Source organism: Mycobacterium adipatum (assembly GCF_001644575.1).
Lineage (GTDB): Bacteria > Actinomycetota > Actinomycetes > Mycobacteriales > Mycobacteriaceae > Mycobacterium > Mycobacterium adipatum.
In genome coordinates this window covers 1,710,778-1,722,804 of sequence record NZ_CP015596.1, presented here as the reverse complement: position 1 = coordinate 1,722,804, position 12,027 = coordinate 1,710,778, and the positions used below count along the sequence as shown (strand labels likewise).

9 protein-coding genes are annotated in these 12,027 nt (G+C 67.9%); 5 read left to right on the top strand and 4 right to left on the bottom strand.

What is annotated here, in order from left to right; all coding sequences use genetic code 11:
* The first annotated feature begins 33 nt into the window (after window positions 1–33).
* A complete protein-coding gene (locus tag A7U43_RS08230) occupies window positions 34–486 on the top strand; it encodes a VOC family protein (protein ID WP_067993358.1) in 453 nt (150 codons plus the stop codon).
* On the opposite strand, the gene A7U43_RS08225 is transcribed toward A7U43_RS08230, so the two are convergent.
* The 3 genes from A7U43_RS08225 to A7U43_RS08215 form a co-directional block, all read right to left on the bottom strand.
* Window positions 467–2,929 (bottom strand): family 1 glycosylhydrolase, encoded by a 2,463-nt coding sequence (locus A7U43_RS08225; RefSeq protein WP_231963549.1) that lies wholly within the window; start codon window positions 2,927–2,929, stop codon window positions 467–469. The two genes, A7U43_RS08230 and A7U43_RS08225, sit on opposite strands and share 20 nt — an antisense overlap.
* Window positions 2,930–3,003: 74 nt before the next feature.
* Window positions 3,004–4,647 (bottom strand): 4Fe-4S binding protein, encoded by a 1,644-nt coding sequence (locus A7U43_RS08220; protein WP_067993350.1) that lies wholly within the window; start codon window positions 4,645–4,647, stop codon window positions 3,004–3,006.
* 19 nt (window positions 4,648–4,666) lie between these two features.
* A complete protein-coding gene (locus A7U43_RS08215; RefSeq protein WP_067993348.1) occupies window positions 4,667–5,698 on the bottom strand; it encodes an AurF N-oxygenase family protein in 1,032 nt (343 codons plus the stop codon).
* A gap of 226 nt (window positions 5,699–5,924) precedes the next feature.
* Between A7U43_RS08215 and A7U43_RS08210 the strand changes: the two genes are divergently transcribed.
* The 3 genes from A7U43_RS08210 (at window position 5,925) to sepH (ending at window position 8,991) form a co-directional block, all read left to right on the top strand.
* Window positions 5,925–6,872 carry a membrane protease subunit, stomatin/prohibitin gene (locus tag A7U43_RS08210; RefSeq protein WP_067993346.1) on the top strand — a complete coding sequence of 316 codons (948 nt, stop codon included), beginning with the start codon at window positions 5,925–5,927 and terminating at the stop codon, window positions 6,870–6,872.
* Window positions 6,873–6,900: 28 nt separating this feature from the next.
* Window positions 6,901–8,007 (top strand): phosphoserine transaminase, encoded by a 1,107-nt coding sequence (serC, locus tag A7U43_RS08205; protein WP_067993344.1) that lies wholly within the window; start codon window positions 6,901–6,903, stop codon window positions 8,005–8,007.
* A gap of 78 nt (window positions 8,008–8,085) precedes the next feature.
* Complete coding sequence (gene sepH, locus A7U43_RS08200; protein ID WP_067993342.1) at window positions 8,086–8,991, top strand: septation protein SepH; 906 nt, start codon at window positions 8,086–8,088, stop codon at window positions 8,989–8,991.
* A gap of 35 nt (window positions 8,992–9,026) precedes the next feature.
* Here the strand turns inward: sepH and A7U43_RS08195 are convergent, their stop codons facing one another.
* A complete protein-coding gene (locus A7U43_RS08195; protein WP_067993340.1) occupies window positions 9,027–10,616 on the bottom strand; it encodes an HNH endonuclease signature motif containing protein in 1,590 nt (529 codons plus the stop codon).
* A gap of 211 nt (window positions 10,617–10,827) precedes the next feature.
* On the opposite strand from A7U43_RS08195, the gene A7U43_RS08190 reads away from it, so the two are divergent.
* Window positions 10,828–12,012: a glycosyltransferase gene (locus A7U43_RS08190; protein WP_067993333.1), complete on the top strand. Its 1,185-nt coding sequence runs from the start codon at window positions 10,828–10,830 to the stop codon at window positions 12,010–12,012.
* Window positions 12,013–12,027: the final 15 nt, after the last annotated feature.

Sequence of the window (12,027 nt, the reverse complement as noted above, 5' to 3'; positions counted from 1 at the left end):
AGATCGTCAGTCGCCAAACACCAGGAGACAACCATGGCCATCGATATCACTCCCGCCGTCATCCCGCACCTGTGCGTCGATGACGCCGCCGCCGCCATCGACTTCTACGTCAAGGCCTTCGGCGCCACTGAACTCGGCCGAGTGCCGCAGGCCGACGGCCGGCTGATCCATGCCGCAGTGCAGATCAACGGGTCCACGGTCATGCTGAACGACGATTTCCCCGAGTTCGACAACGGGAAGTCCCAGACCCCCAAGGCGTTTGGCGGCACCCCGGTCACCATCCACCTCACCGTCACCGATGTGGATGCCAAGTTCGCGCAGGCCGTCGCGGCGGGTGCGGAGGTGGTGATGCCGTTGGACGACCAGTTCTGGGGTGACCGTTACGGCATGGTGCGCGACCCGTTCGGCCATCAGTGGTCGCTGGGCCAGCCGGTGCGCGAGGTCAGCATGGAGGAGATCGCCACAGCTATGCAGAACCAGGGTTAGCCCCGGGCAGGTAGAGCTCCAACAGGCCCGTCGGCAACGCATTCGCACCGGTGATCGCACTGATCGCCGCGATGCTGGCGGGTTTGGGGGTGCGCTCCAGTTCCGGCGTGTCGGGATCCGAGCCGTACAGACCGAACTGCAGGTGGTAGCCCTCCGACCACTCCAGGTTGTCGACGAAGGACCAGTAGGTGTAGCCGCGGATGTCGGTACCGTGCGCCACCAGGTCCTGCACCACGGCGATGTGGTTGACGATGTAGGACGGCCGTTTGGTGTCCTCGTCGTCGGCCACGCCGTTCTCGGTGATCCAGATCGGTTTGCCGTAGGAGGCAGCAACTTCGAGCACCTCACGGAATCCGCCCGGGTCGATGGGCTGGTTGAAATCGCTGCAGGTCTGCGAGGACGGCTGGCAGCGGAACGGGATGCCCTGCAGGAAGTTGAAACCGGGTAACGGCGCGAATCCGAAGCCACCCATCGGCTGTGAGCCGTAGTACTGCACGCCCAGGAAGTCGACCTTGTCGGCGAAGCCGGGATGGATCTCGTCGGCGGTCTTCTTGCCGTCGAAGTCGGCGTCGATCCAGCCGTCGATGACGGCGTTGGGGAACCACTGGTTGAACACCCGGTTCCAGGCGTCCGCGGCGGCCACGTCCTGAGGGTTGACCGGGTTGGCCGGGCGCGCCGGGACCATGTTGTTGGCGAAGCCGACGAACGCGGTGTCATCCCACGCGTGGATCGCGTCATACGCCGCGACGTGGCCCTTGGCCTCGTTGACCACGAAGCGGGCTGCGAGATCGGTGCGCACGACGCCCGGGGGCCAGCTCGGCACCAGCCCGGGGATGGCCAGGAACTCGGTCATCACCGGCGGAAACGGTTCGTTGAGCGTCACCCAGTTGTCCACCTGGTCGCCGTAGGTCCAGGCCAGGAAGGCGGCGTACTTCTCGAACTCGACGGGCGTCTGGTCCGACAGCCAGCCGGCCGCCGGCGCGGGCAGACCCAGTTGGATGAGTGGGCGTGCGGTGATCGGGTCATGCACCCACAGCGGCAGGGTGAAGTGGTTGACGGTGACCAGCGGTTCCAGGCCGTGCGCGCGCAACGCGTCGAAGACGGCCCGGTAGTGCGCCACCTCGACCGGGTTGGCCAGCGCCTGCAGGGCCTGCAGATCGGCCAGGCTCACCCCGCCACCCTCATCCGTGATGTCGATCCCAGCGGTCGAATTCGGGAAGATCCGGCTCCATTCGATGGACATCCGGAACGTGTTCATGCCGAGCTCGTCCTTGGCCAGCGCCGCGTCGGAGTCATACGAGACGTAGGTACCCGGACCGTTCTCCGGGACCCCATTGGTCAGCCCGAGCAGTTGGTTCAATGGATGGTGCACCCATTTGTACCAGTCGGAGTTCGGATCGATCGGTGAGCCCGGGCCGCCTTCGGCCTGGAATCCCGCATGCGCCACACCCCAGTGGAAGTCGTCCGGGAAGGACAGGTCCACACCCTCGACCGGGTCGACCTCGACGGTGATGGTGCGGGCCACGCCGTGCCCGCCGCCGGGACGCAACAGGTTGCCCAGGATGGGGACGTGCTGCAGGAACCCGAGCGGGCCGTGCCAGTGCACGCCGGCCCGCTGGTCGTCGACGACGACAGTGAAGGAGTCGGTGCCGCCGGTGGCGGCCATCGCATTGGTCGGCCGGTAGATGAAATCGCCTGTGGTCTGGTCGATCTGGACCGTCCCGCCGTTGATCGGACGGCCGACCACGGTGTAGCGCAACGGGTCACCGTCGGGGTCGGAGGCGCCGACATTACCGAGGACCTGCCCGGTGGTGGTCTGCGTCGTCTCGCCGTCGTCGGTGATGCGCGGTGTGGCGTTGAACAGTTCGCGGCGCACCCAGGCCAGCACCGCCCAGGCCGACTGCGGACCCACCGGTCCGGCGGGCAGCCCCGCGGCGAACGGGCTGAGCACCGCGCCGACCAGGCTCTTGACGACATTGGCCACGTACCGGATCGCGGTGACCGGGTTGGGCAGCGTCGATGTCCACGTCACGGGCGCGGCCGCGGTGGCGCCCACCGGGGCGGTCGCCGCGACGACCGGCGCCGCGGTCGGCACCTGAGCCCGCCCAGACGCACTCGCGTCGGTGGCCGCCGGTTCGGCGTCCGCGGTTGCGGTGGCTGCGGTGTCCGCGGGCGTGGTGTCTGCGGGACGCCGGGCGTCCGGGGTGAGGCCGCTCAGGCGCGGCGCGGACAGTCCCCCACCCGCGGCGCTCTGCACCTGCCGAACGGTCCGGGGCCCGACCCGGCGTTCCAGTTTGCGGACCTCGGGCCCGGGGGCCGAGGCCTGGTCGGCACCGTGTTCGGCGCCCTGCTCGGTGCCCTGTTCCGCTCCCGGGGTGTCGGCCCACGCCAAACCCGGGTATCCCCACCCGGTCGCCGACCAGATGCCGACCACCACTGCCACCCCAGCGATCCGACCACTACGCATTCATTTCGTATACACGCTGCGCTGCGGCGGTGGACCACATTCGGCAGGAGTCAGCGACGCAGACCCGCCAGCAGCCGTTTGTGCGCGGGCGGGCGCGGCGCCGTGGCCGCGACCGCGAGCATCTCGGCGATGTCGACGAACTTGCCTCGCGGACGCTGCCCACCACCGCGCGCGATCTCCGCGGCGTCGATGGCCCGCCAGCCCGCGGCGTCAACGACCGCGGGCTGACGGCTTCGGACCAGCCTGTCCAGCGCCGCCGGCTTGTGGGCCGGGTCGCCGAGCCGTCCTTGGTTGTAGTCCTCCACCAGACGGTGCACCGTCTCGGCCGCGCAGGATTTGTTGGTGCCGATGAAGCCGGTCGGGCCGCGCTTGATCCAGCCCGCCACATACGCACCGGCGCTGTCGCGCACCCGGCCCCCGTCATTGGGCACCACGCCGGCCACCTCGTCGAACGGCAGATCGGCAATCGCCTTGCCGCGGTAGCCGATTGAGGTCGCCACCAGGCCGGCGTCCAGCGTGGCGCCGTCGGTGAACTCGATACCGCTGATCCGGTCCTCGCCGAGCAGACGCCGCGGGGTCAGCTGGTAGGCCAGTCGGATCCGCGGACGGGTGATCGGCGCCGATGCGTCGCCCAGCTTGGCCAGGATCTCCAGCTTGTTGCGGGTGAGACGGTCGGCCACGGTGGCCAGGTCCGCGGTGACCCGCTGATGGTCGGCGGCGTCGAGCACCACCTCGCACGCGGCGGTCAAGCCGATGAGCTCGGGCAGCGTGAACGCCGAGAACTCGGGACCGCGCCGTGCCGCGACCACCACCTCCCGCACCTTCGAGGATCGCAGCGCCGCCAGCGCGTGGTCGGCGATATCGGTGCGCGCCAAGGCATCCGGATCGGATGTGAGGATCCGTGCCACGTCGAGGGCGACGTTGCCGTTGCCGATGATCACCACCCGCTCATGACCGAGGTCCAGCGCCAGGTCCGCGAAGTCGGGGTGGCCGTTGAACCAGGCGACCACTTCGGTGGCGGTGACGCTGCCGGGCAGGCCCATGCCCTCGATGTCGAGCCGGCGGTCATTGGGCGCGCCGACCGCGTAGAGCACCGCATGGTGATGCTCGAGCAGCTCGGCGTGGCTCAGATGCTTGCCCACCTCGACGTTGAGGAAGGCGGTGAACCCGGCATGTTCGGACACCCGATCGAACAGACGCGTGACCCGCTTGGTGCTCTGATGATCCGGCGCCACCCCGGCCCGCACCAAACCATAAGGCGTGGGCAGCTTTTCGAACACGTTCACCCAGACCCCTCGCTGGGTGAGCAGTTCGTCCGCGGCGTACATCGCCGCCGGCCCGGAACCGACGATCGCCACCCGCAGCGGACCGCCCCGTGACTCGATCATCGGCGCGGGCAGCACCGGCGCCAGCTTGGACGTCGGCGGCAGCTTGCCTTCGCGCTTCGGATAGAACGCCGCGTTGAGTTCCACGAACGGCAGCTGGTTCTCGGTCAGCTTGGTATCCGGGGAGATCGCACCCACCGGACAGGCGCTGACGCAGGCGCCGCAGTCAACGCAGGCATCGGGATCGATGAACAACATCTCGGTGGTCGCGAAACCCGGCTCATCCGGGGAGGGATGGATGCAGTTGACCGGGCACGCATAGACACAGGACCCGTCGCTGCAACACGACTGGGTGATGACGTGGGGCATCTTGTGTTACCGGCGCCGCTTACGAAGCGACCGACACCAGGTGCTCACGCTGCGGTTCGCTGCGGTAGCGAGCGGGCGGGCCGTCGATCTTGCACAGCTTCCAGACCAGCTTGGCGATCGGGTTCATCAGACCGGTGTCGTAGCTGAGCATGCGGACATCGGAGAACATGTTGCGCAGGAACATTCGCGATTCGGGCGCGGAGAAGAAGATCTCCTTGCGCACCGAACGGGGGATGTCGAAGGTCTTCCAGAATTCGCGCGGCGGCACGACGATCGCCGAGCACAGGATCCGCATGGTCAGCGGCACGAAGATCGACAGCATCCAGCGCTGGCGGCGGCGCAGGCCGGGGACCCGCTTGTGCAGGTACTGGTGCGCAAAGGAAATGTGGCGCGCTTCCTCGGCGACGTGAATCGCCATCACCCGCTCCATGATCGGGTGCAGGGCCTTGCCCTCGCGCAGCACGTTCTTCTGGGTGTGGTCGATCGGCTCCTCACCGGCGAGCACGCCGAAGAAGAACGGGATCGGGAACGGTCCGGCGGCCAGTGGAATGATCGGCTGCACCCACTTGAGCAGCTTCGGCATGCCGGGCACATCCACGCCCATCCGGTTCACCATCTCCTGGAACATCAGGGTGTGGTTGCACTCTTCGACGGACTCGTGCAGGCAGTACCGGTACTCCGGGGAACCGTTGGGCACCCAGAACGAGTACTCCATGAGCCCGCGGATCAGAATGTTCTCGAAGTGCAGGCCCACCTTGGCGACGTTGGCCTGGCGCCACATGCCGATCTCGATCTGACGCTCCACCGACTGGGACTGGTACCACTCGTGCCCACCGATCGGGTCGGTGTCGGGCAGGATCCAGCGCTCGTCGTTCGGGATCACCGCAAACTCGGGCGAATCCCACTCGATATCGGTGAACGGGTTGAAGCTGCGTCGTACCGATCCCTCGGACAGCGTGGTGAGCATGTCGGTGTACTCGACGTCGTCGCGAACCTCCATGTTGCGACGCCAACGCTTGATCACACGCGTCTTGGCTTCTTTGACAGCCATTCGGGGGGCCTCCCTGCCTACCGTGAGATTTACATTCGGTCGCTCGATGTCTAGGAACAGTACCCGCGGTCCCAGTAATTAAACAGGGGCTTTCCCGAGATGTGGCGCCGCGGCGTTATCCAGGTCACATGTGAGCCAGGTCACCTATTGTGGATCAAGATCAAGTTAGACTGATCGCCCGTCGCCCCGACTGCGGTGCGGTTCGGGTTACAGATTCGGGGAAGCCATGGCTCGTCGGACAAAGGCCATCATCATCGGCGCGGTGGGCGTCGTCGCCCTGCTGTTCTCCGGCGCCGTGCTATCGAGTTGCGCGACGCAAATCGGTCCCGGCCAGACCGCTATCAAGGTCGACGACTACCTCCTGATCCCGGCCGATCCCAAAGTCGACGGATGTATCGACCCGGAGACCTCGGCCTTCAACCCGCCGGGCGGGTTCAAGGCCTACCGCTACCCGTCGCGCCAGATCAGCTGGGATGCGACCGGCAGCCCGGATTCCGAGGCGGAGCCGACGATCGTGGTCTCCAACGCGACCGCGCCCGCCGAGTTGCGAGTTCCGGTGGTCATCACCTTCGACCTGACCAGCGACTGCGGCATGTTGATGGACTTCCATCGCGATTTCGGCACCAAGTACCAGGGCTGGCTCGACAACGACGGGTTGGTCACCACCGGCTGGGTGAATCTGCTGCGCTATGTGATCGGCCAGCCCGCCGAACAGGTCCTCATCAGCGTGGCCCAGAAGTACACCTGGCGTGAGATCTGGAATGACGAGAAGGTGCGCATCGAGTTTCAGAACGCGCTGCGCGACGCGCTGCCCGGGGCCTCGCGCGCCCGCACCGACGGCCGCGAGTTCTTCACCAACTTCCAGGTGACGGTCATGAAACCGGACCCCGTGGACGAGGGCCTCAAGGACGCCATCATCGCCGAGCAGAAGGCCATCGCCGACGCGCGCGCCGCCGAGGCCAAGGGCGTGGCCGATGCGAACGCCGCGCGCGCCAAAGCCGAGGCCGACAAGGCGACCGCGCAGGCCCAGACCGAACTGGCCCGGCAGGTCGCGTTGCAGAAGCAGGCCGAGATCGCCGGTTACCCCAATGTGGAGGCGTACCTGCGGGCGCTGGCGATCGAGCGTGGCCAGAACCCCTACCAGCCGACCTACGTGGTGCCCCAGGCCGGATGACATCTCCTCGGCCGATAATCTTGACGCCATGGCCGAACTGACGATCCCCGCCGATATCAAGCCCAGAGACGGCCGCTTCGGCTGCGGCCCCTCCAAGGTGCGCCCGGAGCAGCTGGCCGCCCTGGCCGCCGCGGGTGACCTGTTCGGCACCTCGCACCGGCAGGCACCGGTGAAGAACCTGGTCGGCCGGGTGCGCGATGGGTTGCGTCAGCTGTTCTCCCTGCCCGACGGCTACGAAGTCATCCTGGGCAATGGCGGGTCGACCGCCTTCTGGGATGCCGCCGCGTTCGGGCTGGTCGACAAGAAGTCGCTGCACCTGACCTACGGCGAGTTCAGCTCCAAGTTCGCCTCCTGCGTGGCGAAGAACCCGTTCGTCGGCGACCCGATCATCGTGAAGGCCGACGCCGGCAGCGCGCCCGAGCCGGTTTCGGATCCGTCGGTGGACGTGGTCGCCTGGGCGCACAACGAAACCTCCACGGGTGTGGCGGTGCCGGTGCAGCGCCCGGCAGGTGACGCCCTGGTGCTCATCGACGCCACCTCGGCGGCCGGCGGGCTGCCGGTCGACATCCGGGACACCGACGCCTACTACTTCGCGCCGCAGAAGAACTTCGCGAGTGACGGCGGACTGTGGTTCGCGGCGCTGTCCCCCGCGGCGCTGGCCCGTGTGGACGCGATCGCGTCCACCGACCGTTGGGTGCCGGACTTCCTGTCGCTGCCCATCGCGGTGGAGAACAGTCTGAAGAATCAGACCTACAACACCCCGGCCATCGGCACGCTGATCTTGATGGCCGAGCAGGTCGACTGGTTGCTGGGCAACGGCGGGCTGGACTGGGCGGTGAAGCGCACCGCGGATTCGTCGTCGCGGTTGTACTCGTGGGCCGAGAAGTCGGAATTCGCAACGCCGTTCGTCACCGACCCGAAGCTGCGGTCGCAGGTGGTCGGCACCATCGACTTCGCTGATTCGGTGGACGCGGCGGCGGTCGCCAAGGCCCTGCGTGCGAACGGAATCGTCGACACCGAGCCGTACCGAAAGTTGGGCCGCAACCAGCTGCGGGTCGCGATGTTCCCCGCGATCGATCCCGAGGATGTCAGTGCGTTGACGGCGTGCGTGGATTGGGTCGTGGAACGGATCTGAGCACGGCCGCGCCACCAGTCTGCGTGTCTGCGCGGTAACGGGCGGATAACAAAGTAGGGTGCGCGGTGGAGGTGCACTATGCGGGAACTGAAGGTCGTCGGGCTCGACGTGGACGGCAAGCGGCTCATCTGCGAAGCCCCCGACTCCGGTGACAATTTCGCGATCCGTGTCGACAACCGTCTGCGGGCCGCCGTACGCGGCGACAAGGCCACCTCCAACCAAACCGAGATCGAGGTCGAGGTGAGTCAAGGCTTGCGTCCCAAGGAGATCCAGTCCCGCATTCGCGCGGGCGCGTCCGTGGAGCAGGTTGCCGCGCTGGCCGGTGAGGACATCGACCGGATCCGGCGGTTCGCCAACCCGGTGCTGCTGGAACGCTCGCGCGCGGCCGAGTTGGCCACCGCGGCACACCCCGTCCTGGCCGACGGCCCGTCGGTGCTGACGCTGCTCGAGACGATCACCACCGCACTGGTCTCCCGCGGTCTGGACCCCAATGCGACGAACTGGGATGCCTGGCGCAATGAGGACGGCCGTTGGACCGTGCAGCTGGCCTGGAAGGCCGGCAAGTCCGATCTGCAGGCCCACTTCCGGTTCACCCCCGGCTCGCATGGCGGCACCGTCGTGGCCTTCGATGACAGCGCGGCCGAGTTGATCGATCCGAGCTTCGCCCGGCCGTTGCGCCCAGTGGCCGCTGTCGCACAACTCGACTTCGAGGTGCCGCCGGTGGCGGTGCACGCCCCCATCCACCCGTCTCAGGTGGTCCTGCCACCGCAGGCTCCGGCGCCCGTGGCCGCCGCTGCCCCGGTCGCACCGCGGCAGACCGCACCCGAGGTGCAGCCCACACCGGCCGCCGCAAGCACCGAAGCCGAGGCGGAGGACGAACCGGCGCCGACGACACCGAAGCCGCGCCGTGCCCGCAAGGCCAAGCCGTCCGTACCCGCCTGGGAAGACGTCCTGCTGGGCGTGCGTTCCGGCACCCAGCGCTGACAGCGCGTCTCACCCGAGCAGCCGACCCATCGCCCTCAGAAGGGTGGTGGGTCGCTGTCGCTGTGGGTGTGTTCGAGGGCGCGGGCGGTGGCGTTGTGTACTCGTTCGGCTTTGATGCGTTGGGCGCGGTCTTGTGCGCGGGTGCGGGTGCGGACCGGCATTCTGGTGTCGCGGTCGGTGTCGTCGAGGAGCCTGATCGCGCGTCTGCGCGGGACGGGTGTGTGAATGTTCCAGTGCGGGAACAGGAGTGCCACACCGGGAGCCTTGGTGTAGGTATTCCCGGTGGGTGCGTGCCAGTGCATGCTGCCGTCGGGTTTCGCGGTGGGTTGCCAGCCACTGAACGTTTTGAGCAGATGGTGCAGACGACAGAGTGGGGCCAGGTTGGCGGGGTGGGTGGCCCCGGCCGGCCACGGAATCAGATGATCCAGATCGCAGCGGTGCGCCGCCCGGCTACAGCCAGGAAATGAGCAGGTCATGGCGCGCATCCGGACGAACGCGGTCAGCGCGGCCGAGGGACGATATTGGCGTTCGGTGGGCAAAGCCGCGATCTCGGTGAGCGGCTGTACCTTGGCGCCCCCGGCGGCCAGTTCGGCGAGTAGGTGGGCGGGGATGATGGCGCCGTCGAGCATCACTGCGGGGCTGGGGTGGCACGCCGCGGGAGCCGCGGGGTCAGATTCCGCGGCCGGTGTCTGCGGCTCGGAGTCACCGCCGGACTCAGACTCGGACGTGGTCTCGGGCTTGGTGGGCTGGGATTCCGGGGTGCCCGTAGTGCCCGGCACAGTCTGCTGGGGTGCCTGTTGGCCGGCGGCGGGCACCTGATCGGCCAGCACATAGATCGTCACCGCCCCGGCCCGCGGATCCTTCCCGCTGCCCTCGCACCCGGGATCCCCACACGCGCACGTCAGCCGCTCCAGTGCGGGGCCGACCACCCCCAGCGCGGCCAACGCCGCCGCGCGTAGTTCCCCGCGGCGGCGTGGATCGTTCGGGCACACGGTGTCAGCCAAGGCGTCGAGGCGCTGCTGCAGGACCTTCGTGTCGGTCACCCGCAGCCGCCCCCAGAACGAGGCCACCCCGTTCGGGTCGTCCTTATCGCCGAACTCCACATACAGATCCTTGGCCGCCCGACGAGACCGCACCACGGCGTCAGGGTCGAATTTCTCCACCCACAGATCCACCGCACCGATCAACTGTTTCTCTGAGTGGGCCCCGTACTGGGCGGCTTCGGCGGCGATCGCGGTGTCGATCAACCCGAGCGCGTCGGGGTCTTCGACGAGGTGGGTGCGCCAGGTGATCGCATCGACCACCGTCGCCGAGACCGCCCCCGATGCGAGCAGGGCGGCGGTGCGGGGTAGCCGGTCACGCAGGGCTTGGGCGATGCGCATCTGCTTGGACGCCGCATACGGGTTCAGGTTGCAGGCCGCCGCCACCGCGGCTTGGGCCCAGGCCCACCCGTTGATCACCTGATGGGCGTGATCATCGTCCTCACCGTCACACTGGCGGGCGATCACCTCACCGATCAACGCCAACCTGCGGGCAGCCACTTTGGCCTCATCCTGGGTCGCGGCCGTCAGCGCGGAGACCAGGGCTTCATCGCCCATCCCCGCCAACCCGACCCTATCGAACATGTGTGCGATTCTACCGGCGCGGTCCGACAAGAGACCAGAAAATACGCCCCTATGGATACCGTGCACGCCGGCGCCACCGGACCCGAAGCGGACACAAAAAAGGGAAGGCCTGCGCCTTCCCACTCTCAATTTATAGCGCACCCCGGGGCTTGCGGCAAGACCCGGGTCATGCCGCAGAATCGCTGTCCTCGAACACGATTCAGGGGGATCAATGCGCGTACTGCTCTATTCATTCGGCTCACGCGGGGATGTCGAGCCGCTGCTGGCACTGGCACTCGAACTGCAGCGCCAAGGTGCCCAAGCACTCGTCGGCGCGCCACCGGACTTCGCCGATCTGCTCGCCGCGGCCGGGGTGCCGGTGGTGCCCGCCGGTCCGTCGGTGCGCGAGCTGGTGCACGTCCGCAAGGCCACCCCCAAGGACGCCCCGGCCCTGGCCGCAGAGCTGGTGACCCGTCAATTCGAGCTGCTCGACATCGCCCGAGGTAGCGATGCGATCGTCGCGACGGGGCTGATGCCCGCCGGGATGCGCTCGATCGCCGAGCTCCTCGACGTGCCGTACCAGTGTGTGCTGTTCAACCCGCAGGTACTGCCCTCACCGGATTACCACCCGCTGCCTCGGCCGGGCAAACCGTTCCCTCCCGGCGAGACCGACAACCGCGTGCTCTGGGATCTCGACGCCGAGAAGGTGCAGGCACTCTACGGGCCCGCACTCAACCGACACCGGGAGGCCGCGGGCCTGCCGCCGGTGCACAACGTCCGCGACCACACATTCAGCCACGCTCCGTGGGTGGCGTCCGACCCCGTCCTGAGTCCGTTGCGCAGCCACCCGGGCTACGACGTACTGCAGACCGGTGCATGGATCGTGCCGGACACGCGCCCGCTGCCGCCGGATCTGACGGCCTTCCTGGACGCGGGATCCCCGCCGGTGTACGTGGGTTTCGGCAGCGTCACAGCGCCGGCCGACGCCGCCGGGGTGGCCATCGAGGCGATCCGGCAGCAGAATCGGCGGGCGCTCATCGGCAGCGGCTGGGCCGGTCTCACCACGAACGACCCGGACTGCTTCGTCATCGGAGAGGTCAACCACCAGGCGCTGTTCGGCCGGGTTGCCGCGGTGGTGCATCACGGTGGTGCCGGCACCACCACCACGGCGGCGCGGGCCGGAACCCCGCAGGTGGTGATCCCACAGATCGCCGATCAGCCCTACTGGGCGGCCCGGGTGGCCGACCTGGGCATCGGGGTGGCTCACGACGGGCCTACGCCGACGGTGAACTCACTGGCCGCGGCGCTTAGGCTGGTACTGACCCCCGATACCCGAACCAGAGCGATCGCCGTCGCCGGCGCCGTTCGCACCGACGGGGCCGCAACAGCTGCCACGAAGCTGTTGCAAGCGTGCTGAAGAACATACGAAACA